The following is a 26,633-nucleotide window of genomic DNA, read 5'->3' as shown; positions in this document are numbered from 1 at the left end:
GCGTATTCGTTTAGTGAAAGATTTCCCGGGCCTGCTCGTCAATCGGCGAATGCCGGGCATCCAGAATCACCTCCGCGATCCCGTTCCAGTGATGAACCGTTTGCGTCGGCGTTCGAAACGGACCCGGCACCCACTCGGTTTCGTGGCCGTTGTCGAGCAGAATGGTTCGGCAACCCGCCCGGTTTCCCGCTTCTGTATCATTCAAAATATCGCCGATCATCCAGGATGCGGCCAGGTCAATGCCGTGATCGCGGGCGGCCCGTTGCAGCAAACCCGGTTGCGGTTTTCGGCAGGAACAGGAGCGCGTATACACCGGAACGGTTCCCTCCGGATGATGCGGACAGTAGTAAAAACCGTCGGGAACAACGCCGAAAGGGGCGAGCAGTTCCTGAAGCCGGATCTTGACGGCAGTCAGTGCTTCTTCCGGAAAATAACCGTATGCGACTCCGGCCTGATTCGAAATGATCAGAATCCGGTAACCCGCCCGTTGCAGCCGCTGCAAAACTTTACCCGCATCCGGGTAAAGCGTGATTTGTTCCGGATCGACATTGTAGGGCCGGTCATAAATCAGCGTACCGTCTTTATCGATGAAAACCGCTTTCATGCGTCAGGCCGACCGGCTCCAGAAGGTCGCCGACCGAGTGTTTGGCAAACTTTTTCCCACGCCCAGTTGAACCGGTTGGGGCAGCCCGAGGGAATTATAGAGCCTGGCGGTTTTTTGGGCAACGTTCAGCCAGGTAAACTCATGATGTACGCGCCGAAGGGCCCGGGAGCGAATGCTGTTGCTCAGGCGGGGAAACCGGATCAGCAGGTTCAGTTTTTCGGCTAAAATGTCGGGATCGCGGGGCGGCACCAGCAAGCCGGTCTGCCCGTCGATGATGGTATACTGAATACCGCCCACGCGGGAACCGACTACCGGCGTGCCGCAGGCCATAGCTTCCAGGGGAGTGATGCCGAACGGTTCGTACCAGGGCGTGGTTACAAACACATCGGCAGCACTGTAATAATACCGCAGCAGGTTCCGGTCCCGGCGGCCCACAAACACCACCCGGTCGGCAATCCCTTCGGAAACCGCCAGCTCCTGCAACACACCGACTTCGGGCGTTCGCGACGGATCGGGTAAATCCGATTCGCCCCCGACCACCAGAAGCTGAACCTTCGTTCCGTATTTTTTTTGCAGACAACTGACGGCCCGAACGACGGTATCGATCCCTTTCCGGGGAACGATCCGGCCCAGTTGCAGAATCGTGAACGCATCGGGATCGAGCTTGAGCAGCGTGCGGGCCAGGGCTTTGCCGACGGCGTAAAACTCGTTCGGGTTAAAACCGTTCGGGATCACCGTGATCTTGCCGGGATTCGCGTCGTACAGGGAAATCAGGTCGTCGCGGTCCTGCGGGCAAAGCGCTACCAAATGGTCGGCCTCCCGAATCACCCGTTCTTCAATGGCAAAACGCTCTACCGGAAATTTGTCGGAATCGCCCTGACAGAGCCGCCGGACTTTTCCCAGGGCGTGGAAGGTGATGACGAACGGAATGTTCAGGATTTTTTTGGCCTCAGCCGCCACCAGTGCCGACATAAAGAAGTGCGCGTGAATCAGGCCGTACGGCTGGTTTTCCTGGCGGGCAAACCGCAGGAAGTTTTCCGTAAATTCGGCCATGTGTGGCAGCAATTCTTCCTTGGGCATACTCCGGATGGGCCCGGCCGGGAGGTGAATCACGCGGATACCGGTTTTCCACGAAACAATCTGGGGCAGATCGGTGGATTCCCAGCGGGTAAAAAGGTCGATTTCGTACCCCAGTTGAGCCAGGTGCTGCGCCAGTTCAGCGACGGCAATGTTCTGTCCCCCGGCATCGACTCCCCCGACCACCGCCAATGGCGAAGCATGCTCACTGATTAAAGCTAGTTTTTGGTTCATTGGGTCATTGGTCCGCAACTCGCGTCCGAGACTGTTCGGAGTGCCGTTGCCGGATGCTGTCTGAACAGGCGGCCCGGTCAAAGGTTACCTGACGAGGGGTTTATGTTCCGGTAAGTGAGGATTCGGACCCGGCTTTTTTTGCCAGCTCCACCAGCTCGTCGAGGTAGTCCGACCGGCGTTTTTCCATCCATTCCAACTGGCTTTGCAGGCCGTAAAAGGCGTGGTCGGCCGCCAGTATCCGCCGTTGATCAGCCTGGGATTCGCGGATTTCCCGGTGAATTTTTTCCAGCTTCGGAATCGTAGCGCAGTAGAAGTCGATGCCGGTATCCAATGAGCTGATTGCCAGTAATAACTGCTCGATTTGGTAACTTATTTCCTTGCTCATTTTGCGGGTTGATTGGGGGGCAGCATCAGCTTTTCAGATCCACTTTTTTCAGGTCGCTCAGGGCCGGGCCGTTCACAACCTCTCCTGTTCCGGTAAACCGTGATCCGTGGCAGGGGCAGTCGAACGATTTTTCGTCCGCATTCCACTGCACCACGCAGCCCAGGTGCGGGCAAATCGCCGAGTGCGCGTGGAGTTCGCCCCGTTCGTCCCGGTAAGCGGCTACTTTTCGCAGCCCGACCGTCAGAATGGCCCCCTGCCCGTTGACGAGCTGGCTGGCGTCGGCTACTTCACTTCCCGCAAAATAGTCGGTCAACTGAGCCGCAAAATTCCCCGCTTCCTTCAGGTAGTCGCCGGTAACAACCAGGTTGACGCGGGCGGGATCGTAAAGTTTGGCCCAGCGGTTTTCCCGCCCCTGAATTAAATCCGGAATTAACAGACCGGCAATCGTGCCGTGCGTCATGCCATTGCCCGAATCACCGGTAACGATGTAGACGTGCTGATCCCCCGGATTTCGGCCGATAAAAGCCATGGCGTCCAGCGGTTCCATCACCTGTCCGGACCAGCGGTAAATCACCTCCTTGGCCGCCGGAAAATGCTGTTTCACCCATTCAATCAGGCCCTGATACCGGTTTTCCTCGTCGATCCTTTCTTCATCCGCCTGACCGGTTTTGTGGTCGTTGCCCCCGGCAATCAACAGATCGTGCTGGTCATCCAGGTGTTGTAACCGCACATAGGTATATGGTGCACTGAGCCACATGGACTCCTGATTGCCCGTGTCCCACCACAAAGCCGTCGGAACGCTGCCTCTCGGGATTTTCAAACCGACGACGTAGGTCCGGTAGGGCCACTGTTTGGTGTGCATCGTGAACAGGTCGTTGATGGGCGTATTGGTCGCTACCACCACGTCCGTCGCTTTCACGGTATGGTCGGCGGTTTTTACGGAACCTTCCTGCACGGATGTGACCCGGGTTTCGGTGAAAATTTCACCACCGAGCCGAACAACGGCTTCGGCCAGCCCTTTGAGGTATTTCAGGGGATGAAACTGCGCCTGATCGGGAAACTGAAGACATTGACCAACGTCGACCGCCAGACCGGGCACCCGCGCCAGCCGATGGATGGTCAAACCGGCTTTCTGACCGGCGGCCAATTCCTCGTTCAGCGTTTTCGGCTGATCGGTCGGGTGAAGAAACAAATAGCCATCCAGCCGCTCGAAATCGCAGGAAATGCCTTCCTCCCGAATCGTTCGTTCAATAAAATCAATGGCGGCCGTGTGGCTTTCGGCGGCTATCTGAGCGCCTTCCGCTCCGTGGTAGCGTTCTATTTCTGAATAGCCATCATCCAGTGCGTTCGACAGGTGGGCGGTTGTCCGACCGGTTTCTCCGCTGCCGACCAGCCCGTCGTCCAGCACAATCACTTTTTTACCGGCTTTGAGCAGGTTGTAGGCGATAGACAAACCGGAAATGCCAGCCCCGACAATGACCACATCGGTTTGCCGATCCGCGTTCAGCGGAGTATACGAAATGGGGCCAACGGAATCGGTCCAGAAACTCAGGTGAAAACCGGACGTCAGGGCACCCGGATGCTGATTGGTAGTCATAAATGATCTCCAGATAACGGTCGAAAAATGAAACTGAACGGTTTTAACACGCGGCCGGGCTTGCCTGCAAAGGCGCAAAAACCGGTCAGCAGGGCAACGGCCTGTCCGGGCGTTTGTTTGCAACCGGTCGGGCCTAGTGAGGCAACGGGTGGAACCGGGACCATTCCCTTATTAAAACCGGTCCCGCCTAACCTTCGCCGGACTTCTTTCTTTATCCGCTCAGAACGGATTCCCACCCGAAGGGGTCGGGACATTTAACCAAAATCTACCATGAATTTTAACCTGAAAGTCTGGCGGCAGAAAAACAGCCAGGCGCGCGGCAAACTGGTTGACTACGCCGTCCGTGACATCTCGCCGGATATGTCGTTTCTGGAAATGTTCGACGTCCTGAACCAGGAGCTGGCCCTGCGCGGAGAAGAACCGGTCGTGTTCGACCACGATTGCCGGGAGGGCATCTGTGGCTCGTGCTGCATGTTCATCAACGGGCGGGCGCACGGCCCCCAAACGGGTGGAGCGACCTGTCTGCTGCACATGCGCAGCTTTGAGGATGGCAGCACGATCGTGGTCGAGCCCTGGCGGGCAAAAGCGTTTCCGATCATCAAAGATCTGGTGGTCGATCGCTCGGCGTTCGATCGGATCGTGCAGGCCGGAGGTTACATCTCCGTCAACACCGGAGCCGCTCCGGACGCCAACGAAATCCTGATTGCCCGCGAAAAACAGGAGCAGTCGATGGATGCGGCCACCTGCATTGCCTGCGGAGCCTGCGTGGCAGCCTGCAAGAATGCGTCGGCGATGCTGTTTACGGCGGCTCAGGTGTCCAAATTCGCAGTATTGCCGCAGGGCGAGCCCGAACGTCAGGTTCGGGTGGAGCGAATGGTGGCGCAGATGGATGCCGAAGGGTTCGGAGCCTGTTCGTTCATTGGAGCCTGCTCGGTGGAGTGCCCGGCGTCCATCTCCCTCGACCACATCACGCGCCTGAATCGGGAGTATCTGAGCGCCAAACTGACGTCGAATAATGTTTGATCTGCGAAAAACCGCCTTCGTCCGGGGAGTTTTTCTGCTGCTGCTTGCCGGTTGCGGAGGTAAAAATACGTCGTCCAACGTGGACTCGCCGGGCGGAGAGAAAACCGCCAAAACCGAAGTGCTCGAAGCCGGGGCGGATGTGTTGCAGAACAAGGCTCCGCTGCGGGCCATGAGCATGTACCTCGACGGTTTTCATTTCTACAACGGCAACCTGAAGGGCCAGATGGAAGCCCATCATTACTGCACCCAGCTGAATGAAGACCTCGTCCAGTGCCTGATTTTTGACGGAAACGGTTCGGATGCCAAAATCATGGGCGTGGAGTATATCGTTTCCGAGCGTCTGTTCAAAACCCTGCCCGACGAGGAACGAAAGCTCTGGCACAGCCACCACCACGAAGTCAAAAGCGGGAGCCTTATTGCGCCTGGGCTGCCGCAACTGGCCGAACACGAGCTGATGGAAAAACTGGTTTCGACCTACGGCAAAACGTTTCATACCTGGCATACCGACCGGGACCTGACGTTGCCGCTGGGGCCGCCGATGATCATGATGGGTTTCACCAAAGAAGGACAACTATCGGACAGCCTCCTGGCCCGGCGCGACCAGCGGTTTCGGGTTTTAACGGCAGAAAAACGCCAGAACCGTGCCGACATTCCGACACCGACCGTTCAGCCCGGCGCCAACGCCTGGGAGCGGGGCGAAATCCGTCAGTTGACCGTCACGGATGCCAAACAGCCTATTCCGGGGCACAGTCATTAAAACCGCTCATCCTGCAACGGATTCGACCGATGAGGCTCAACGGACCCTTTCAAGTGTGGTTTTTTATTGAAGCAAAAAAGAAGCCGGGGAACCAACCCGGCTTCAACAACGAATCAACGTGCCAAATTAAGGCATCATGGTCTTTATGAAAGGGCCCGCAATGGACAGAACTTCCTCTTTGGTCAACGGCTCATCGAACGACTCCCGCACCACCATCTCGACGTCACTGCCGCTCATTTGATAAAGGTGGCTGTCTGACAGCGATACCAGGTCAATCGCGTCGTGGTGCCGGATGTTATTTTCGCCTTTGTAAACGACTGCCGGAACCCCGCCGGTTTCCTGTTCCGAAGCCCACACCCGCAACTGGCGCACCAGGCGGATTTCGGCCGCATGGCGGGCCTCCACGGAATGGATTTTCAAAGCCGCGAGTAAAACCGCCTTGTCATCCTTCAGTTTGGGTGCCTGCCCTTTGTACGCCCGTACGCCCAGGTCTTCGAAAGACTGCGACAGGGTCAGGAAAATCGGGTAGTTCGTAAATGGATCGGGGAACATGCCTTTCGCGGTAAAATCGAATTCCGGCATCGGTTTTGCCTTATCCCCCAGTTGTGATTTAAGAAACTCAACGTGCTGTTTTTCGTGCTCGGCAATTTTCATAAACACCTGTTTGTCACTTTGAGGAATCAGGTTGGACATCATGGTGCCTTTTTTATAGAATTCGGCTTCCAGGTATTCCAGCATCAACGCAAAATTCAGTACTTCCACGACATCGGCGTCGGCCGCAAACGCTTTGTTGACCGTGGCTGCGAAAAAGGCCGGCGTTGCCAGAGCCGCCACCGACGTTGTTCTGAGCAGTTTCCGTCGGGAAAATAAAAAGCGTTCGCTGGCCTCGGCGTTAACCCCTTCCAGGTCAGACAGGATATTGAATAAGTTCATCGGATTCGGATTTACATTTTGGGAAGATTAACCGCACTGATTTTCTGTTTGATGTAGCGTTGGGCCTTGGCCAGCACCTGCTCCGGCGTCAAATGATGGTCGAGACCCTTGTCGTCAATCAGTTCGTGGCCCAGTGAAAAATAGGTGCGTGGCTGCAGCATATGGCGCGCCAGGGTGGCATGACGAGCTTCCACGGAAACCATTTTTCCCGCGATTTTCAGAATTTCGGCATCCTGAATCAGCGGACCGGTTCCGTTGAAAGCGCCTACGCCTACGTCTTCGAATTTCTGGGCCGCATCGAACACCGCATTGCGCTGGTTGAAATCGATCCCGCTGAAGTCGAAGTCCAGCATCGGAATGGCGTTGTCGCCCAGCAGGGTCTTGAAAAATTCCCGGTGAACCACCTCGTGGTCGTGCAGTTCCACCAGCACCTTACGGTCCAGTTCGCTCAGCCCCGACGTTTTTTCAACCGCCGTCATATAGAAGGCCACTTCGAGCTGGTCGAGCGTGTAGGCCAGGTTTGAAATACCGATGTCGCCGGAGCCCAGGTCAATCGAGCCATCCGGCAAAACCGACGCACCGGTTCGGGCGCCCGACCGACCCAGCGTTTTACCGGGCGCGACGAGATTGTCCTGCGAGCAGGATGATAATAAGGCCAGGGTCGTCGCCGAAGCGATTCCGAAACTACGCAGAAACATCCGCCGTTCTACCGAGGGAATAGCCGGTATGGTCGGCCCCGTTTTCTTCGCGGTTAGCTTGTTGAGTTTTTCCATTGAGTTTTTTAGATTTAATCAATACAAATTATCTTCAGATGAAGATTTGTAAATAAACTGGGTACCTGTGTTTCGGTTGTTATCCGCTTGCGTTATTGCGCATCAAGTGAGGAAATGGCCCCTATCGGTAAATTCACTCAGAAAAACCGCTATTGAATAGTAAACCGGTACTTAATTGGTCGTAGACTCAGCCGGGCTCAACCTGAACAAATTTTTGGGAATGTGCGTGATCCGGCACGCCAGATCGTCTTCGCCCGAGGCCACGATGTAATGATCGCCCGCATCGACAATACCGGTTGTGAAGACCACATCCGAGAGGTACAACTGATCTTTGATCGGTTCGACCAGGTCCGGGTTCGCTTCCAGAATCGGTTGGGTGTCTTCCAGTTTCAGAATTTTCGTCGGGTCGTCGGCATCCAGCAGCGCCCAGAAGGTTCGGTAAATACCGACGAGCCCGCGCAATTCAACGCCGTGGTAGAGCAGCAGCCAGCCCTGATCGGTCCGAATGGGCTGGGTTCCTCCGCCGATTTTCATGGTAGAAGCCGAGCCTTTGCGGGCCTGGATCATCGGGACATCCGCCGGTTTCCAGTGCAGCGCATCTGGGGAGGACGCCAGGTGGATCGCCGGACCGGGAAAGTGATCGCTGCCGGGTCGGGCGGCAAAATACAGATCGCCAAGCGGGCGGGTCAGGGCGTAAAATTTGCCGTTTATCCTGCCCTCAAACAGCACCATGTCCTTGTTCTGATGATCCAGAATGATGCCCTGCAACGCATAATTCAACCCGTCGGTGGAGGTATACAGGGTGGTCGAATGACGTTCCGAACTGACCGAGCAGGTCGTCATGTAATACGTCTCCTCAATTTTCGTGATCCGGGCATCTTCCACGCCGTATTCCTGGTACGTCCGCTGGGGCGCAATGATTTTGTCGTAGTGAATCGTGACGACCTGCGTGCCGTCGGGCGTCAGTTCGACCGGCAGCAGCCACGACAGCGACGTCAGCGCCATCACTTTGTACGGATATCCCAACACCTGAAACTTACGCGGGTCGGCCGCATTGACACCCGAAAGGGGGTAAGCATCCAGCACGTACCCCTGGTTTTCTTCCCAGCGAATGGTGTGAATCTGTTCCCCGACGATGGGCTGGTTGAGTGCTTCGGCTACCCGGATCATAATCAGCAGGTTACCGTTGGGCAAACGCGCCAAACCGGGATTAAAAGCCCCCAAAACGTAGGTTTCGGCCCGAATTGACGCGCGCAGGGGCGAATGCGAGAGGTCAATGTCCTGGGGTGAAAAAACGAGCAAATCCGTTGCAAAAGCCATGTTGCCGATCAAATGAGTTGCAAATGAGGACGAATCTGGACCGAAACCACGTCGCAGCGCTGCGGCTGGGTCAGGATGTACTGCACGCAGACCGCAATGTCTTCGGCCTGCAGCATTTCACCGGTTTCCTGTTTCTGCCGTTCTTCTTCGGGCGTGGTGGCCTGCATGTCGGACCCGACCGCCCCCGGTTCCACCAGACTGATTTTGATCCCCTTCGGGTTAACCTCCTTGCGCAGGCTTTCGGCCAGTCCCTGAATGGCGGCTTTGGTGGCCACATACACCGAACTGCCTTCCTCCCGGACATTGGCGCTCATCGATCCCACCAGCACGATGTGACCCTTTTGTTGCGGTTCCAGGCGGCTGAGGGCTTCTTTGGTGGTGGCCAGGTACCCCACCAGGTTGGTATCGATGACGTACCGCCAGTCAGCATCGCCCATTTCGCTCAGCGATCCCGCGCCCAGAGCCGCGCAGTTGATGAGGATATCCAAACCGCCCAGTTTCGCATCTGCTTCCTGAAAAACCCGCCGGATGTCGTCGGGACTGGCGCTGTCGGCGGTTGTGCCGTCGGCTTTTCCGCCTGCGTTCCGAATGGCGTTCAGGGTTTCGTCCAGCGGTTCCGGATGACGGCCGAACGTGAAGATGTGGGCGCCCTCTGCGGCCAGTAAGTTGGCAATGGCCCGGCCAATGCCGGTGGTGCCGCCTGTAATGATGATTCGTTTGCCGTCGAGCGACTCGAACGGGGTGTGGATGTTGGGTTGTTCCATAACGTTGGGATGAATAGTGCAAATTGGGCCGGAGTCACTTATGGGCTTCTGAGTTCCATTCGATTCGGAGCTGCTGATTCCCCCGAACGCGGTATTCCTGGTATTGCTTCGTGCTTTCGACCGGTTTCAATGGGGAGCTGCCGGGCGCAGTTTCATCAAACAACTGAACGGAGGGCAACGAGCGGTTTTTCGGCAACAGGCGAATTCGGCACTGAAAATCAGCCGTACCCGCCAGCCGGATGACCACATAGCCCTGCTTTTTATCCGTCATTTCGTATTCGGAATGGTAAATTGGATAATCGGAATAGATCACCACCGGGATTTTCTCAAACCGCTTGTAAGTATAAGTCGTCAGGATGGCCGCCAGTGCGCCCCCGTACACTTCCTGGCCCACTTCCCCGGCCTGCTTCCAGCCCGTCGGAATGTCTTCCAGCGGGATCGGCAACTCGCGGATGGTGCGGCCTTCGCGCGGTTCCTGGCAAATTGTATCAGCTGGCAATTCGGAGGGGAAATAAAACTTACCCCGATGCAGCAGGTATTTCATGTATTCCGCAAACAACAACCGGATCGGATCGGGCACGTCCGGCCCCACTTCCTTCAGGTAGTTGAGCACGGTGGCGTAAATTTCGGCTTCTTCGTACGCGGCCAGGTAGGGCGCGTTTTTGAGCGGAGCCATCCCTAGAAAGGTGCTGCGGGTTGCTCCGGCACCAAAACCGCCTTCCCAGATCCATAACTTGGCGAGCACATTGGCGACACTCAGGCGGCTCTGGTCGAAATACAATCGGTTGCCGGTAGTTTTCCAGAGCTTCGCCAGCGTTAAGGCGCTCATGATGGTGATGTTGCTCTGGTAAAGCAGTTCGAATCCCTTGCCCTGCAGGAGCGTGGCCGACGCTTCGGCTTCCTGCAGGTAGCGCGGTTCTTTCGTCAGTTCGTAGGCCTGCAGCATGACGTGCGTGTACAAACCGGCCACATCCAGCTCACCGCCCATACCTTCCTCGGTTTCGGCTTTCACGACGGCCAGCGTCCGCACATCGTAGAAAACCGGCCAGTCATACTTAAATTCGTGGGCGGTTTTGATCACAAATTCCAGCGACCGAAACAGCAGTTCTTTGGCATCCGTATCGCCTTTGTCCGCCAGCCGACCCAGGTTCATCAGGGTATGCAACAGGTACCAGGAATCGATTTTGTTCGGGTCCTGTTCTTCGCTCCGGCTTTCCTTGTCTTCTTTAAACTCTCCACCCGGTAACCAGCGCATGATGGTTTCGTGGGTGTCGTTGTAAAAGGAAGGCAGGTTTTTCTTTAACCGCTCCACCAGATTGACCGGTTCTCCCAGCCATTCCTGGTACTCCCAGAGCGGCACCAGAATGGCCAGTTGCACCATGCTTTCGGGTGGTTTGCCGGTGGCATCGACGTAGGCATTGAGGTAATAATTCCGGTTGATGGTCCGGCCGCAGTGGGTGGATGTCGATAACGCTTCAATGGTTTTTTCTGCCGCTTTCGGCCAGTCGTAATAAGCGGTTTCGGGCTTTGGCAGGTTTTTGTAAACGCAGGCAATCGCTTCCAGAAACTGATCGGCGGCTTCAAACTCACTCCGGGGCACCTGATCGTTCAGGTACACATACGCATCCGACAACACGATCTCTTTCCCGGCCGGTAACGGATTCTCCGAACCCGGCAGCGCAAAACCGACTTCCGGCCACTGGGCGCTGACCGTGTCGCAGGGATCGGTCTGGGTGGCCTGAAAGTAGTCATTCAGCGCGGTGAAATTCTGGAGATAAAACAGGGTTCCCGGCTGCGGCTGGGTAACCGAAAGATACGCCAGTCCGGCGGTGGGGCCGCTTTGGGTCACGTAGACCATGCCCCGCGTTGGTTCCGGATTGTGGTTTTTATCCAGCAGGTAAATATCGCGGGGAAACGCCTGAACGCTGAACGGATTTTCCGGTTTCAGCGAAGTGGTATACCGCAGCAGCGAACCCGCTCCTTCGGGGCATTCGACCCGGACCCGAAACACGCCCAGGGCGCCCGGAATCTCGTATTCAACGGCGGTTTTCTGTTTCCGGACCACCCGGGGTTTTTCAATAAACTGGGGATCGTAGCAGGTGCGGATGGCCAGTTGGCAGCCGGAATCAAATTGGTAAATAAACCAGAACGAGTTCGTCGTCCGGGCGGTTTGCAACTTGCCTGGCGAAAGTTTCAGGGGAGCGTTCGCCCGTTCTTTGGATTGTTTGAGTTGTTCATCGAGGCCCTTCACCCATTGAGAGGTTTCCTTAAGTTCGGTGGATGCTTGCCAGTAGGTGGGGCTGTTATAGGATGTTTCAGGCATAACGAAATCGGTTTCTGAATGATCGTACAACCTCCGATTATTGGTATACGTACCGGTTTTGGGGCATAAAAGTAAGGCAACGGGGCAGGTCCGTTGGGGATTCTTACTCGGGCGAATAGGTCAGTTGCAGCACCAGCGCCTGCTCGCCGTCCTGGTTGGACCGGCGCCAGCCCAGTGCGAGCGGCAGGTGTTTCCCCAGGTAAACTTCCGCGCCCAGGATCAGCTGACCGTAGTCGTGGGTGCCGGATGCCCAGTCGGCCAGAACGTGGACCTTTTCGTACCAGATGCCCGCGTCGATTCCCAGGTGAACCCCCATTGTGGGACCGTCGGCCAGGTACCGGCGGTTTCCCGCAAACACCCCCGCGACGGTTTTGTAGTGTTTCTCCTTAAACTCATACCCCAGATTCCCATAGGCCCAGCCCACCCAGGCGGTTTTGTGCTGGGCGGCCACGTTCAGACCGGTTTGTCCGCCCAGACCGAGGTGCAGGTTGTCGGTCAGATCAAAGGTTTTCTGGGCGTTGAACAGCAACAGGGGCGCGTACGGAATCCGGATGGTGGTGTCGTTTCGCAGCCAGGCGTGGTCGGGTCGCTCGTAATCGAAATGATACAGGTTCAGCCCGATTTCCCAGTTGTGGTTCAGGCCGTAATCCAGCGTCGACATCGACCGTACTTCGTCCCGGTTGATGTCGAGCTGCACCTGCGCCATGATGCGGTGCGCGGGCGTGATGTCCGAAGAAGGAACGTTGAAAATGGTCTGCTGGGCGTCGGCGGCCAGGCTGCACAGCAGCAAACCGGCCAGCATTGAAAAGTTTTTCATTCGCGAACGTTGTATTTTGGTGTCATTCACCAGTTTGCGAGTCGGGCGCATCGACCGGTTTCGACTCGGGCGAGCCTTTCTGCCGCAGAAAAATCGACAGCACGACGATCGACAAAACCGATAAAAATTCACTCTGCCAGTTTTGCAGCGACTGGAACCAGAATTCGCTGGTTCCCAGAAACTCCCAGAGCGTCAGCTGCTCGCTTTTTCCCTTGAGCAGTTGTTCGGTATTGTACTGCTTGACGCCACCGAGGCCGTGCAGAAAAAAGGAAATGCCAAAAAGCAGAAAAAAGCCGAGGCTGAGGGAGTTCTGGTAAATCCGGAGCCACCAGCCACCCCGCCGGACGGGCCAGGGCGCTTCGGGACGGCTGGGCGAGGGTTCGCGGTCCACTTCCTCTTTCTGCTCGGGATCTTTGGATTCGGACGAGCCTTTCTGGTAGAGAAAAACCGTAAAGAGCACGTACAGCGCCATTTGCAGAAACTCGCTTTCCCAGTTCTCAAAAACCGACTCGATGCAGTGGCCGCTCGTCAGATACGGCCCGAACGCGACGGGCGCCCGGTGAAATTCTTCCAGTTCATCGTTGAAATCGTGCCAGCCCGTCCATAAGTTGCCCGCCAGCGTCAGCAGGGTAATCAGCAGCAGGGTGATTGACAAGCCATTATCACGCCAAAACGTTTTCATACCGTTTCATCAGTTCAAAGTCAAAAACGAAAGGTTAAGAAGCCCGCACCGACTGGCACAGATCCTGAAGATCAAGCTGTTCTGAGGGCGTAGTGTCGGCACTCAGCACGCGTCTGACGTAGGTCAGCGCCGTTTGCGTGTGCGTGGGCGCATCCGTGGCAACGCAGTTGGCGGGAACGTGGAGGTCGTATTCGCGCATGTAGGCATCGCTGGCCGATAGCAGCACGCAGACGTCGGCACTGATGCCGGTCAGGATCAGCTTTTCAGCTTTCAGGTGTTCCAGCAGCGTGTCGAGCGTGGTCATGTAAAAGGCCGAATGCTTGGGCTTCAGCACAAAATAATCGTCCGGGTCGGGGCGTAGCAACTCAGCCAGCGGTTGACCCCGCACGCCATCGTTAAGGCAATGGTCGACGACTTCGTTGAAATCCGAGCGCCAGCGGCCAAAATTGTCGTTGACGTAAACGACGGGAATGTTCAACCGGCGGGCTTTTCGTTTGAGGGTGGCAATGTGTTGGGCGGCCTCCAGAGCCGCGGGCAGCAGCTTATCCCCGTTTGGAAATTCCAGGTCATTGATCATGTCAATAATCAACAGCACAACCGGAAACGTGTCGGGGACATTTCCATGCAAATTCTCACTCATTGTTTTCGATTTTCGGGCCAGTGAATTACTTCTGCTCATCAGGTCCACGGGGTTACGCAACACGGGCTACCCGGCCGGATCAACCGTACCTGTTCGTGGAAAAAAGGGCCCGGTGACCGGATGTTGTTCGCCGGAATGGACCTGATACCGGTGTAACCAATAAAAAGCAATTTGGTTGGATTTTCGGCGGAATGGTTAACCAGCATTCCCGACCGGTTTTGGTAAAACCGCCGTCATTCTTTGTCGTGCGGCCGAATTTCGGTCGAGTTTTGTTGTAATAACGCCTGAATGGTATCGACCAACTGGTGCATTGAAAACGGTTTGGTTAAAAAAGCATCCGGATCAGACTGGCTGATACCCTGACGGGCAATCAGCCAGTCGGCACCCGAAACCAGAATAACGGGGAGTTTATACGGCAGGGTCTTGACATGCTGAAGTACCTCAATACCACTTAGTTGCGGCATCAGTAAATCCAGCACGAGCAGATCGGGCCGGAGTTTTTCGTCACCGAGCCATTCCAGCACCTGCTGACCGTGACGGGCAATCAATACCTCGTAGCCACTGCGGGTTAAGTGATACGTAATTAGCTGGCGGTATTCCGGATTATCATCCGCGATTAATATTTTTGGTTTTTGCCCCATGATTCGTAGTGAGTGACCATTCGTAGAGGTTACAGGCTGATTTGGATGGATTCTCCCACCGTTTCTAGTCCGGGAAATTGGGATTTTGGGCACCTCCATAAAAGCATGAAATGCGGAAAACTGTTTCACATAGTTAGCTAACGGTCTCTATTGTACGCTGCAAAACGATTAACTACGAATTCTTTAATCCTTTTAAGAAATAGATTGTTACTTGCAGCAAGTCACCAGCAACGGGAAGAGATCATTGCGTAACCTTAGCCGGCAGTTCCCGGTAGCCAGCGTTGACGACAAGCCCGATCACTGAATTAACCAATGGATTTTGACTGAATCCATTTGCCTAAACCGAAACGGACTGGTTTCCCTACGGGTTTCGACCAGTAGATAGGCTATCAATAGTCAGCAGGACAAATGAAGCTTATCAAACTACATGGAAAAACGAAACATCATTGTCATGGGTGCATCGGCGGGCGGTTTTGAGTCGTTCAAAAAAATCGTCGCCGACTTACCGCCCGATCTGGACGCGTCCGTCTTTATCGTCTGGCACATGGCGCCTTCCATCCGGGGCGTTTTGCCGCAGGTATTGAGTAAGATTACGCCGATCCCGGCCGCTCACGCCTACAACGGCGAGCCAATTGTGACCAACCGCATTTACATTGCTCCACCGGATCACCACATGCTGCTGGAAGACGGGCACATTCGCATTACCCACGGACCGAAGGAAAACCGCTTCCGACCCGCGGTGGACCCGCTTTTCCGATCGGCCGCTTTTAATTACGGAAACCGGGTGATCGGGGTGATCTTATCCGGTGCGCTCGATGATGGCACGGCCGGTTTATGGGCTGTGAAGAAGTATGGCGGGCTGGCGATGGTGCAGGACCCGCTGGATGCCGAGGTGCCCTCCATGCCCGAGAATGCCATTCGTGAAGTAGATGTCGATTATATTATTCCGCTGGCCGAAATTGCACCGCTGCTGGTTCGGCTGGCGGGGGAAGAAGCACCTGTAAAAACGCCGGTATCCGTGGAAGAAAATGAAAAAATAAACGCGGAAATTCGCATTGCGTCCGAAGAAGACGCTTTTGCAATCAACATCCTCCAGTTCGGTCAGTTGAGCCCTTATACGTGTCCGGAATGTCAGGGCGTCCTGACCTACCTGAAAGATGGGAAGCTGGGCCGTTTCCGGTGCCATACCGGTCATGCCTACTCGGCCGACACCTTGCTGGCAGCGATTACGGAAAAAATCGAGGACAGCCTTTACAGCGTCATCCGCGGCATGGATGAGAGCATTTTGCTGCTCAACCACCTGGGCGATCATTTCGCGGAAGCGAACCAGCCCAAGTTGGCGGCTTCGTATTTTCAGAAAGCGAAAGAAGCTCATCATCGGTCCGAGCTGGTGCGAAAGGCGACGGTTTTGCATGAACTCCTGAGCCAGGAAAGCCTGGAGCAGCAGGCTTCCGTTTCTGATAATCAAATGATTAAATTACCTTAACTGATTGCTTTTAAGTAAGTAACCGTAAACCGAATTCCATTTCCAGGTGAGCAAGAAAAAATCAAAAGGTATTGAATCCCAGCCGGTCGCGGGCGATCCGGTGCTGATTGTGGGGGTGGGTGCCTCGGCGGGTGGCGTAGAGGCACTCACCGAATTTTTTGAACAGGTGCCAGCCGATTCCGGAATGGCCTATGTCGTTATTCTGCACTTGTCGCCTGATTACGACAGCCGACTGACTCAGATTCTGCAGGGGGTATCCCAAATTCCGGCCCGTCAGGTGCTGGAAAACGTTCAGGTTCAGCCCAACCATATCTACATTGTGCCGCCCAATAAACACCTGCAGATGCAGGACGGTCAAATTGTTGTGCTGCCCACCGAACGCATAGAAGAACGGCGCGCTCCGGTGGATATTTTCTTTCGGACGCTGGCCGAATCCCACGGGCCACGGGCCATCGCCGTGATTCTGTCGGGAACGGGGGCCAACGGCTCGATGGGGCTAAAACGGATCAAGGAAAACGGCGGAGCGGTTTTTGTGCAGAACCCCCGGGAGGCTGCCTACAATGAAATGCCCCGCAATGCGATTGCTACGGATTTGGTCGATGACATTCTGCCGGTCGCCCAGATTCCGGCCCGGCTGCTGGCCTACCAGCAAAGCCTGGGTAAAGTATCGATTCCGATTGAGACGGAAACGCGCCCCGAAGACCAGCAGCAGGCGCTGCGGGAGGTGTTTACCCAACTGCGCCTGCGCACTGGGCACGACTTTTCCAATTACAAGCGGCCTACCCTGATGCGCCGACTCGAACGGCGGATCAATGTCCGAAACCTGCCGAGCCTGCCCGCCTATGCGGCTTTTCTGCGCGAGCATCCCGACGAAACCCAGTCGCTGCTCAAAGACCTGCTGATCTCGGTGACGAACTTTTTCCGGGATACAAAACCCTTCACCGCCCTGGAGGAAAACATGCTGCCGCTGGTGATTCAGGATAAAAAAGCGGAGGATACGCTGCGCATCTGGGTCGCGGGTTGTGCGACGGGCGAAGAAGCGTATTCGCTGGCCATGCTGCTTGCCGAACGAACGATCGGTGTGATCGATGCGCCGAAGGTGCAGATTTTCGCGACGGATATCGACGAGAACGCCATTGCGATTGCCCGCGAAGGTCGGTATACCCTCAACGATGCGGCCGATGTGTCGCCCGAACGATTGCGCCGGTTTTTTACGCAGGAGGGCGACGAATACCGCATTCGCCGGGAAATCCGCGAAATGGTGCTGTTTGCTCACCACAATGTTCTCAAAGACCCGCCATTTTCCCGGCTGGACCTGATCAGTTGCCGGAATCTGCTGATCTACCTCAACCAGACGGCCCAGGAACGGGTGCTGGAGACGTTCCACTTTGCCCTGAAACCGGGCGGCTATCTGATGCTGGGTCTGTCCGAAACCACGGACGGAGCCGGTGATTTGTTTGCGACCATCAGCCGCGAACACCACCTGTACCAAAGCCGACAGGTGTCGTCGCGCCCGTATCCGGTGCCTGAATCCATCCCGCCTTTAGCCTCGGAAAAGAAACGACTGCCTGAACCGGCAACCGAATCCGAATCCCGGCCCAGCGGGCGGATGAACTACGGGGATTTACACCAGCAGTTGCTGGAGCAGTATGCTCCTCCGTCGATTGTGGTCAATGAAGAATACGACATTCTGCACATTTCCGAGCGCGCCGGCCGCTACCTGCACATTGCCGGGGGCGAACCTTCCAAAAATCTGCTCAAACTCATCCGGCCCGAACTGCGGCTGGAACTCCGCAGCGCTTTTTACCAGGCTACCCAGCGGCAGACCAACGTGGAAGCCCGCAACCTGAAGGTGCGGCTGGATGACCAGACCCAGACCATCACCATCCACGTCCGACCGGTTTTGCGGGAAAGCGATCCGGCCCGGGGCTTCATGCTGGTGCTTTTTGAAGCGGTCGGCGACGGAGGCAACCAGCAGGACAGCGTCCTGACGTCGGAAGAGCCCATGGCGCGCCATCTGGAAGAAGAACTGATCCGGGCCAAAGCGCAGTTGCGGTCGTCCAGTGAGCAGTATGAAACCCAGGCCGAAGAGCTTAAAGCGTCCAACGAAGAGCTGCAGGCCATGAACGAGGAATTGCGCTCGGCGGCCGAAGAACTGGAAACCAGCAAGGAAGAATTGCAGTCGATCAACGAAGAGTTGACCACCGTCAACCAGGAATTAAAGGTGAAAGTGGAAGAGATCTCATTGACGAGCAACAACTTCCAGAACCTGATCAACTCCACCGACATTGCTACGCTGTTTCTGGATCGCAGTTTCCGGGTGAACCTCTTTACCCCGGCCTCCCGCACGATCTTCAATCTGATCCCGGCGGATTTTGGCCGCCCCCTGAGCGACATCACCAACCGGCTGGATTATCCCCCCTTGCAGGAGGATGCCGAAGCCGTTCTAACGACTCTGCAACCCGTCGAGCGGGAAGTGCGGACGACGGATGGGCGGGTCTTTATGATGCGTATCCTGCCGTACCGCACGGCCGAAGACCGCATCAACGGGATTGTGCTCACATTTGTGGACATCTCCGGGCGGAAGACGGCGGAAGAAGCCGTGCGGCAGTCGGAAGAGCGCATGCGGCTGGTGTTCGAGAGCGCCCAGGATTACGCCATTTTTACGCTCGATACCAGTCGGCTGGTCACCAGTTGGAGCCCGGGCGCTCAGGTGTTGGTGGGGTACACCGAAGCCGAAATCGTCGGACAACCCGCTGACATTATTTTTACGCCGGAAGACCGGGAGCGGGGTGAGCCCGAGCGCGAAGAGCGGATTACCCGGCAGCAGGGCCGCGCCCAGAACGAGCGCTGGCACGTTCGGAAGAATGGTACGCGCTTTTGGGGCTCCGGTTCCGTTTCACCGCTGCGCGACAATACCGGCAGCCTGATCGGTTTCGTCAAAATCATGCGGGATCTGACCGAGCGACGGGCCGCTGAAGAAGCCAGATCCTTCCTGGCTTCGATCGTTGAATCGTCGCAGGACTCGGTCATGACGACCAATTTTGACGGCATCATCACCAGTTGGAACCGGGCCGCCGAAGAACTGTACGGGTATCCTGCCCAGGAAGCCATTGGTCAGCCGCTGACCCTGCTGACCCTGCCGGAAGATCTGTCGAAGGTACTGGCAAATACCGAGCGCATCAAAGGATCGCAGCAGGTTGAACTTTTTGATACGGTCCGGCTCAACAAAGACGGCCGGGAGATTTCGCTGGAAGTGGTGATGTCGCCAGTGAAGGATGCGGCCGGACGGGTGATGGGCGTCTCGACACTCGCGCGGGACATCACCCAGCGGAAACGGGCGGAACAGGCCGAAGCGCTGAAGAACCTGACCCTGCAGCAACAAACCGAATCCCTGGCCCGCACCGGCAGCTGGGAGTATGACCGGGAAACCGGCCAGTTTACCTGGTCGGAAGGCATGTACCAGTTGTTTGGACTGGAACTGGGCACGCCGGTCAACGCCGACATTTACAATGCTTTTGCCGTGGATGCCGACCAGCCCATTGCCCGGAGGCTGATCGATCACCTGAAACAGGGGGCGGATTCCTTTGAGGAAGTGTTGCGGATTCATTCAGATCAGATCGTCAAAACCCTCAAAATTAAAGGTGTGGTGATGCGAGATGAAAACGTTCCCCGGCGGGTGCTGGGTATCGATTGGGACATTACCGACCAGATGCGCGCGCAGGAGCAACTCCAGCAGAGCGAAGCCCAGTTGCGGACGCTGGTGGAGAACACCCCCGATGCCATTACGCGCTGGGACACCGCCTTGCGGCTGCTCTTCGCCAACAGTGCATTCGTGGCCAAAACCGGGCAATCGCTGGAAAGCCTGTTGGGTAAAACCAACACGGAAATGGGTCAACCGGCGGAAATCGCCGGGCCATACATGGCTAAATTGTGGCAAACTATCGAAACCGGTCAGCCGCAGGTGCATTACAATTCCTTTCCGACCCCTAAGGGCGAACTCGAATTTTACTCGCAGATGGTGCCGGAGCTGGGTCTGACGGGTTCGGTACAGAGTGTCCTGGCGATTGCCCGCGATATTACGGACCTGCGGGCGGCCCAGGCGCAAATCCTGCAAAGTGCCGATAACCTCCAGGCCGTTCTGGATGCTTCACCAGCCTCGATTGGCCTTCTGAAAGCGGTTCATGATGCCAATAACCCCGCCATCGTTCTCGACTTCAGGCTGGCCGTGGGCAACCAGAAACTGGCCGAGTTCTTTGATCAGCCGCTGGAGGAGCTGCTGGGTCAGTCGGCCGAACGCTTTAGTGGCCTGCTCTGGGACAGCCAGACGCTGGAGTTACTGCTGGAAGTTTATCATTCCGGTCAGGCCCGGTACAGCGAGCGGCAACGGGCCGACCCTCCGGGCGAACGCTGGCTGGGCGTGGCGGTTTCCCGGCAGGACGACGGGCTGGTGCTGACAGGGCTCGACATCACCGAATTAAAACAGGCCCAGTCGCAGCAGCAGTACTGGCTGACGGAACTCGAGCAGGCCAGTGAAAGCGCCCAGACTCTGGCGCAGCTCCGCGATTCCCTGCGGGAGCGGGGCGAACTGCTCCGAACTGCTTCGCACGATCTGCGGGGGCAGGTGGGCGTCATTGCCTCGGCCGCCCAGTTACTGGGAATGGCGGGTAGTGAGGCCGATCGGAATCAGATGATCCAGATGATTCAGCGGAATATTCAGCAAATGACCCAGTTAATGAGTAGTTTGCTGGACTTTGCCCGTCTGGAAGCCGGTCAGGAAGTGGTTCAGACCAGTCGGTTCAGCGTGGATTCCCTGCTGGAAGAACTGGTAAATGGGGCGCAACCCCTGGCGGCTGAGCAGGGCCTATGGCTCAAAGCTGTAGGCGAAGCCGGGCTGGAAGTAGAAAACGATTTGGTCAAGGTGCGCCGGATTGCCCAGAATCTGTTGCTGAATGCGTTGAAATATACCCAAACCGGGGGCGTAACGGTCAGTTGGCAGCCAAATCCGTCGGGCTGGCAATTCAGCGTTGCCGACACGGAGCCGGGGCTATCGGCTCAGGTACTGAGTCGCCTGCGGGGCGAATCGCCTTCGCCCGTGGAAAATCAATCATCGCTGACCCTAATCCGCCCCGGTGGCGAAGGAATTGGACTTTCGATTGTCAAACGGCTTTGTGAGTTGCTGGAAGCGGAGTTTACCGTGGAAAGCCAGCCGGAAGCCGGAACGCGGTTTACCATCCGATTTACAGTGGCCATTGCCTAACATAATACCGGGCTTCATCCTGTTGAAGCCCTCCACGCGTTATTAATCCATCAGGCTTGCCTGTTACGCTTAGAGCCACAGTTTATATGGTCTACATTGTTGATGATGGGGCGGATTACCGGTTTTTGGTCCAGCAGGTTTTTACGCTATTTCTGCCGCAGCACCCGGTCCGGTTTTTTGCCGATGGTGCGAATTTGGTGGACGCGCTCAACTCGTTGACCAGGGATGTGTGGCCCGAGGTGATTGTGCTGGATGTCGATATGCCCCGACTGGATGGCTTTCAAACGTTGGTACACCTGAAACAGCATTCCGACTGGCAATCGGTGCCGGTGGTAATGATGACCAACCGGACGGATCGCGATTACCAGCAGGAGAGCTTTCGGCTGGGAGCCAGTGCGTTTGTGCCCAAACCGATGGATTTGCTGGGCATCAAAACCGTCATGACGCAACTCTGCGAACGCTCGGGAGACTTTGCGTCGCTGCCCCGGCTGAACCAGCCCGCGGCTTAAGCGACGTTCGCCAAAGACTCAACTGCATTTTATTGAATTCTGAAAAGGGACTCCGGCAACAAAAGTAGCCGGGCCAAATCCTCATTCGCGCGAACAGCAGGTTCGGGCTGGCGGTTGGTTATGAGTAGCCGATTCCGGCAAACATATACCAAACCGAAAGTTCTATGCTAGCCATGAATTACCGCGGACCGCAACGGGTTCGCGTCAGCCACAAACCCATGCCCGAAATAAAGCATCCCGAAGATGCGATCGTTCGCGTTACCCGCTCCTGTATCTGCGGTTCCGATTTGCACCTCTACAACGGCAACGTGCCGGATACGCGGGTCGGGATGACGTTCGGACATGAATTTATCGGAGTTGTTGAGGAAGTTGGATCGGAGGTGCACAAAGTGAAAGTCGGTGACCATGTGCTGGTTCCGTTCAATATTGCCTGCGGTAAGTGCCACTTCTGCCGACAGGGCTTATTTGGAAACTGCCACGAATCCAACCCGCAGGCAACGGCGGTGGGCGGTATTTTTGGGTATTCACACACGGCGGGCGGCTACGACGGCGGTCAGGCCGAGTATGTGCGGGTTCCTTACGCCAATGTCGGCCCTACGGTTATTCCGCCCGGGATGGACCCCGATGATGCCGTGATGCTGACCGACGTTGTTCCGACGGGTTACCAGGCCGCCGAGATGGGCGGTATTCAACCCGGTGATACGGTCGTCGTGTTTGGCGCGGGTCCGGTGGGAATCATGGCCGCCCGGTGTTCCTGGCTGTTTGGGGCGGGGCGGGTAATTGTCCTTGATCAGTACGAATACCGGCTGGAGTTTGTTAAGAATTACGCCAACTGCGAAGTCTATAATTTCAAAGAAATGGATGATCCGGTCGTGTTCATCAAGCGAATCACCGACTGGATGGGGGCCGACGTCGTGATCGATGCGGTCGGTGCCGAAGCGGCCGGAAGCGCACTCCAAACCATTACGGGGCGCAAAACCCTGTTGCAGGCGGGTTCGGCAACGGCACTGCACTGGGCGATTAACTCGGTTCGGAAAGGTGGAGTTGTTTCCATCGTGGGCGTCTACGGCCCGACGGATAACCTCGTTCCGATCGGCAATGTCGTCAACAAGGGACTGACGCTGCGGGCCAATCAGGCGTCGGTTAAACGCCTGCTGCCGAGGCTTATCGAGCACGTCCAGAATGGGGTTTTAAATCCCAAGGCGCTCATCACGCACCGCGTGCCGCTGGAAGAAGCCGCCGACGCCTACCGGATGTTTTCAAGTAAGCTCGACAACTGCATCAAACCCGTTCTCATTCCACCATCCGCCAGATTCTAAAATCCTATGGAAAATACAACCAACGATTTAGCGACGCTCGCCCGGGATTATTCCCACATCAACGGCTGGGGCATCGATGCCGATCCGAAAAACGATCCGACCTACCCCATTCGAAACCGGCCCGACGGCTTCGACGGGCAGGATGAACAACGGGGCTATACCTGGGAGCGCCCCACGCAGCAACCGGTCGACGTGGAAGTGCTGCGTTCCATCGAACGCCCGACGGTCAGTGCGGTTTTTGGCACATCGACTCCACCTTCCGGATGGAGCGGGGCCATCCGCCGGTTTGCCTTCAAATACAGCGAATCCGAATACGGTCACTGGCTCCCGCTGCTGCTGGCCGACCGGGTCAATATGGTGGAAGGCATCATCGACGATTTCAAACGGGGGTATGTTCCCAATATTTTTGCCGAAAGAGGCTGGAAAGCGGAATGGAAACATGATCCGCAGGGACTAACGAAAAAAGTACTCATCGGAGCCGCGGTTACCGCTGCGGTTTTTATGCTGCTCCGCCGAAAGAAGTAGGAAGTCCGGTTCCCTTTACTAACCAAAGGGTCGATAAGAATACCGGCAGAAACGACCGGGTTCTTATCGGCTTTTTTAATCAGTATATCATTCGTTTACTGAGACTGTCTAAAATTTTGATTCGGCCTTTAGGGGGTTGGGGGCGATCTGAGAACAGTTGTAATTTCATTATTAGACAGCTTCACTGTTTAGCCCAACGGTTTCTAGATCAATGTGTTGACTTGAAAACTATAAACTCTAAACCAGGTTTAACTTAAATTACCTTTTCCCGGCTTTTAGAAAACCGTCCATTTGTTTTTTCAATGTGCAATGGCAAACAGGGTTATGGTTGGTACCTGCGGTTTTCCCCGGCCCAAAACCGAGTACGCCAACTGGCTGTCGTGCGTGGAAGTGCAGCAGACGTTTTACCAGCCACCCCGCCTGCCGACCCTGGAAAACTGGCGTCGCCAACTACCGCCCGAATTTGAATTTACCCTGAAAGCCTGGCAACTGATCACGCACGAAGCCCGGAGTCCGACTTTCAAACGGTTGAAAAAACCGCTTTCGGAGGAAGAACGGTCGCAGGCAGGTTCGTTTAAACCCACGGAAGTGGTTCAGCAAGCCTGGGAATATACGCTGGCCTGTGCCAAGGCGCTGGCGGCAAAAACCGTCCTGTTTCAATGCCCAGCCAGTTTCAAACCGACCCGCGAAAATGTCGCCAATCTCGACCGCTTCTTTTCCGGCATCGACCGCCAGGGCCTAAACCTGGCCTGGGAACCCCGGGGCGCGTGGGAGCCTGAGCTGGTGAAAGACCTCTGCGAAAACCTTCAACTCTGGCACGCGGTCGATCCGTTTACAACCCAGACCGTTACGCCGGACCACTGTTACTTCCGGCTTCATGGCCGCCAGGGCTGGCGGTACCAATACGAAGAGCAGGAACTCTCCGACTTGCTGGAACTGTTGCCCGAAAACCGCCCATCGTACGTTTTTTTCAACAATATCCACATGCTGGAGGATGCCCTGCTCTTCAAAAAACTGCTTGAAAACCGGTAGTTTACCTCATCCGGGCGGTTTCCGAAAACCGCATCATCAGTACCTACGGAGATGAATTCCGCGAATTGAGCAATCCGGCGGGCACACTCAGTTCACCGGTTTTCGGATCAATCAACCCGTTGCGTTCGTCTTCGATATTGGTCGCCTGGGTGTAAATATCTCCGGCAATGGCCCGTTGCCGTAACTCGTGCTTAAACAGACGAATGCGTTCCGCTCGCTCGCTGGCTTCGTTGGGACCGCCGTAATCGGCAAAGCCAAAACCGCCCCATTCGCTGATGACCAGCGGCACCTGTTTGCGGTAAAAAAACGGATCGCCCACCACGAGGGAGAACGCGGCCACGCCTTCGAGATCGCCCGAGGTCAATCGATCCAGCAACGTCTGCCAGCGGGTCAGATCCGGCGTATACAAATGGGCGGTGAGCAGATCCGACTTCAGCCGGCCTTCAAAAGAAATATGCTGCCAACCGTCGTTGTCCACCACCAGAAACTGGGGATAAGCCAGTTGCATGTAATGGTACATATCCGTAATGTATTTCCGGGTTTCCGGGTTGGTGGCAATGTCCTGAGCGCCCCAGTCTTCGTTGTACAGACTCCAGATAACCACCGACGGATGCGTACCGATCAGGGCCACCATGCGCAGCAGTTCGGCCTGGTGGTTTTGGCGGCTGATCGGGGTGGAAACGTGGGGGCTGGGCACTTCCACCCACAACAGCAAACCGAGTTCGTCCGCCAGGTTATAGATGCGCGGATCGACCCCGGCGATATGTACCCGCACCAGGTTACAACCCAATTCCTTCATTGCCCGCATGTGGAGCTGCATTTCCTCGTACGTAGCGGTTCCGGGCTGATACAGAATGCCGTCCAGGTAAATGGGTTCGTTGTTGAGGTAAACCGAACGCCCGCGGGCTTCAATTTTCCGCAGGCCGAAATGCGTCTCGATCTGGGCCGCATAGCCTTCGGAATCAATCAATTGAGCGACTAATTTATACCGAATGGGGGTTTCGGGCGACCAGAGTTGCGCATCGCCCAGGTCCAGCACGACCCGCTGCTGTTTCTGGCCGGCGTCAAGCCGTAAGGGATAATCGGAGGAAGCGATGGGCTCGGTGGCTCCGGGCGCAAAAGCCTGCAGCCGCAATACATAGTGGTCCGGATCGTGAATGCGGGTCGTCACGCTGAATCGGACGAGCCGGTCTTCGACAATACTGACCACCCCGACGCGGGTCCGGAGCCGGTTTCGTTCCACGGTTTCCAGCCACACACTCCGAACCGCCCCGGTGTAGGTCTGGTACCAGATTCCCCCGCGCTTGTAAACGTGGGATTCCTGTTTGCCCCGCGGAATCTCGGCATCCATCGTATCGGCAATGCGGACCGTGAGCCGGTTGACCGGCCGCAGGTATTCTTCAGGCAGCTCGTAGGAGAACGAGGTATATTCCCCAAAATGCACCTCTTCGCCTTCAATGGTTCGGAGCGGGTGGCCGTTGAGCCAGATCCGGGTTTCGTAGCCGCAGGCCCCGAAGGTGAGTTGCAGCATTGAGCGCGCGGTTGATTCGCTGCGGGTGGGCACGGTAAATTCCCGTTCATACCAGGCCATCACCTTGTCCTTCCAGGCGGAGGCTTCCGATTGACCTTTGGCCTGCGCCAGATGCGCTTCAATGGAACCGGGCCAATGGGCCGTGCCTTCAAACGAATGGCCTAAAAACCACCGTTCTTCCATTCCCCGATCGTCCGGATCGAGTGAAAACCGCCATTCGCCGTCCAGTAAGACATAATCGTTGGGTCGTAAAACCGCCCGGGGCAGTTGATTAACCGGTTCGGCGCTTTCGGACCGGCTGGCCGAAAAACCGGTATTCGGATTCTTTAACTCCATATAAAATGAGAAACGGTAAAAACCGCCCCGGCGCTGGCAGCGACGGTTTTACTGCGTGACATAGG

22 protein-coding genes are annotated in these 26,633 nt (G+C 56.2%); 8 read left to right on the top strand and 14 right to left on the bottom strand.

All coding sequences use genetic code 11. The features are described from left to right. Window positions 1-10: 10 nt before the first annotated feature. From GJJ30_RS00220 to GJJ30_RS00205, 4 genes are all read right to left on the bottom strand, one after another. A complete protein-coding gene (locus GJJ30_RS00220; protein ID WP_154171934.1) occupies window positions 11-604 on the bottom strand; it encodes a D-glycero-alpha-D-manno-heptose-1,7-bisphosphate 7-phosphatase in 594 nt (197 codons plus the stop codon). Between the two features lie 3 nt (window positions 605-607). After that, window positions 608-1,915, bottom strand: a complete 1,308-nt coding sequence (locus tag GJJ30_RS00215) for a glycosyltransferase family 4 protein (protein WP_154171932.1) — start codon at window positions 1,913-1,915, stop codon at window positions 608-610. A 100-nt stretch (window positions 1,916-2,015) separates the two neighbouring features. Next, window positions 2,016-2,300, bottom strand: coding sequence for a hypothetical protein (locus GJJ30_RS00210; protein WP_154171930.1), 285 nt, complete (start codon window positions 2,298-2,300; stop codon window positions 2,016-2,018). Between the two features lie 25 nt (window positions 2,301-2,325). Then, complete coding sequence (locus GJJ30_RS00205; RefSeq protein WP_154171928.1) at window positions 2,326-3,897, bottom strand: FAD-dependent oxidoreductase; 1,572 nt, start codon at window positions 3,895-3,897, stop codon at window positions 2,326-2,328. 270 nt (window positions 3,898-4,167) lie between these two features. Here GJJ30_RS00205 and GJJ30_RS00200 point away from each other — a divergent pair, with 270 nt between their 5' ends. Further along, a complete protein-coding gene (locus GJJ30_RS00200) occupies window positions 4,168-4,920 on the top strand; it encodes a succinate dehydrogenase/fumarate reductase iron-sulfur subunit (protein WP_154171926.1) in 753 nt (250 codons plus the stop codon). Further along, window positions 4,913-5,677, top strand: coding sequence for an OBAP family protein (locus tag GJJ30_RS00195; RefSeq protein ID WP_154171924.1), 765 nt, complete (start codon window positions 4,913-4,915; stop codon window positions 5,675-5,677). Before GJJ30_RS00200 ends, GJJ30_RS00195 begins: the two co-directional genes overlap by 8 nt. Window positions 5,678-5,803: 126 nt before the next feature. Here GJJ30_RS00195 and GJJ30_RS00190 read toward each other — a convergent pair whose 3' ends face one another. The 9 genes from GJJ30_RS00190 to GJJ30_RS00150 all read right to left on the bottom strand — a co-directional run bounded on the left by GJJ30_RS00190 (window position 5,804) and on the right by GJJ30_RS00150 (window position 14,570). After that, window positions 5,804-6,610: a ferritin-like domain-containing protein gene (locus GJJ30_RS00190; RefSeq protein ID WP_154171922.1), complete on the bottom strand. Its 807-nt coding sequence runs from the start codon at window positions 6,608-6,610 to the stop codon at window positions 5,804-5,806. Window positions 6,611-6,621: 11 nt separating this feature from the next. Continuing rightward, entirely contained in the window at window positions 6,622-7,383 is a 762-nt protein-coding gene (locus tag GJJ30_RS00185) for a ferritin-like domain-containing protein (RefSeq protein ID WP_154171920.1), read from the bottom strand. Window positions 7,384-7,554: 171 nt separating this feature from the next. Then, on the bottom strand, window positions 7,555-8,703 hold the full coding sequence (locus tag GJJ30_RS00180; protein ID WP_154171918.1) for a glycoside hydrolase family 130 protein: 1,149 nt from the start codon (window positions 8,701-8,703) through the stop codon (window positions 7,555-7,557). Window positions 8,704-8,711: 8 nt separating this feature from the next. Continuing rightward, on the bottom strand, window positions 8,712-9,467 hold the full coding sequence (locus tag GJJ30_RS00175; protein WP_154171915.1) for an SDR family oxidoreductase: 756 nt from the start codon (window positions 9,465-9,467) through the stop codon (window positions 8,712-8,714). 34 nt (window positions 9,468-9,501) lie between these two features. Beyond that, window positions 9,502-11,790: a glycoside hydrolase family protein gene (locus GJJ30_RS00170; protein ID WP_154171913.1), complete on the bottom strand. Its 2,289-nt coding sequence runs from the start codon at window positions 11,788-11,790 to the stop codon at window positions 9,502-9,504. Window positions 11,791-11,893: 103 nt separating this feature from the next. Further along, window positions 11,894-12,607 carry a hypothetical protein gene (locus GJJ30_RS00165; protein WP_154171912.1) on the bottom strand — a complete coding sequence of 238 codons (714 nt, stop codon included), beginning with the start codon at window positions 12,605-12,607 and terminating at the stop codon, window positions 11,894-11,896. A gap of 22 nt (window positions 12,608-12,629) precedes the next feature. After that, entirely contained in the window at window positions 12,630-13,289 is a 660-nt protein-coding gene (locus GJJ30_RS00160) for a DUF6766 family protein (RefSeq protein ID WP_154171910.1), read from the bottom strand. Between the two features lie 34 nt (window positions 13,290-13,323). Further along, window positions 13,324-13,929 (bottom strand): cysteine hydrolase family protein, encoded by a 606-nt coding sequence (locus tag GJJ30_RS00155; protein ID WP_229312878.1) that lies wholly within the window; start codon window positions 13,927-13,929, stop codon window positions 13,324-13,326. A gap of 233 nt (window positions 13,930-14,162) precedes the next feature. Then, a complete protein-coding gene (locus GJJ30_RS00150) occupies window positions 14,163-14,570 on the bottom strand; it encodes a response regulator (protein WP_170299077.1) in 408 nt (135 codons plus the stop codon). Window positions 14,571-14,997: 427 nt separating this feature from the next. On the opposite strand from GJJ30_RS00150, the gene GJJ30_RS00145 reads away from it, so the two are divergent. The 6 genes from GJJ30_RS00145 (at window position 14,998) to GJJ30_RS00120 (ending at window position 24,701) form a co-directional block, all read left to right on the top strand. After that, the gene (locus tag GJJ30_RS00145; RefSeq protein WP_154171903.1) at window positions 14,998-16,056 is read left to right on the top strand and encodes a chemotaxis protein CheB; all 1,059 of its coding nucleotides are present in this window, start codon (window positions 14,998-15,000) and stop codon (window positions 16,054-16,056) included. Between the two features lie 46 nt (window positions 16,057-16,102). Then, window positions 16,103-21,316 (top strand): PAS domain S-box protein, encoded by a 5,214-nt coding sequence (locus tag GJJ30_RS00140; protein ID WP_154171901.1) that lies wholly within the window; start codon window positions 16,103-16,105, stop codon window positions 21,314-21,316. A gap of 86 nt (window positions 21,317-21,402) precedes the next feature. Beyond that, the gene (locus GJJ30_RS00135; protein WP_154171899.1) at window positions 21,403-21,825 is read left to right on the top strand and encodes a response regulator; all 423 of its coding nucleotides are present in this window, start codon (window positions 21,403-21,405) and stop codon (window positions 21,823-21,825) included. A gap of 164 nt (window positions 21,826-21,989) precedes the next feature. After that, complete coding sequence (locus tag GJJ30_RS00130) at window positions 21,990-23,144, top strand: zinc-dependent alcohol dehydrogenase (protein ID WP_154171897.1); 1,155 nt, start codon at window positions 21,990-21,992, stop codon at window positions 23,142-23,144. Between the two features lie 6 nt (window positions 23,145-23,150). Further along, window positions 23,151-23,669, top strand: a complete 519-nt coding sequence (locus GJJ30_RS00125; protein WP_154171895.1) for a hypothetical protein — start codon at window positions 23,151-23,153, stop codon at window positions 23,667-23,669. 309 nt (window positions 23,670-23,978) lie between these two features. Further along, the gene (locus GJJ30_RS00120; protein WP_154171893.1) at window positions 23,979-24,701 is read left to right on the top strand and encodes a DUF72 domain-containing protein; all 723 of its coding nucleotides are present in this window, start codon (window positions 23,979-23,981) and stop codon (window positions 24,699-24,701) included. 43 nt (window positions 24,702-24,744) lie between these two features. Here GJJ30_RS00120 and GJJ30_RS00115 read toward each other — a convergent pair whose 3' ends face one another. Continuing rightward, the gene (locus tag GJJ30_RS00115) at window positions 24,745-26,568 is read right to left on the bottom strand and encodes a glycoside hydrolase family 2 protein (protein ID WP_154171890.1); all 1,824 of its coding nucleotides are present in this window, start codon (window positions 26,566-26,568) and stop codon (window positions 24,745-24,747) included. Between the last annotated feature and the right edge of the window lie 65 nt (window positions 26,569-26,633).

The sequence above is a fragment of the Larkinella terrae genome, from assembly GCF_009668025.1.
Taxonomy (GTDB): Bacteria; Bacteroidota; Bacteroidia; order Cytophagales; family Spirosomataceae; genus Larkinella; species Larkinella terrae.
The sequence above is the reverse complement of the archived record's forward strand: the minus strand, read 5'-3'. Positions and strand labels throughout refer to the sequence as shown.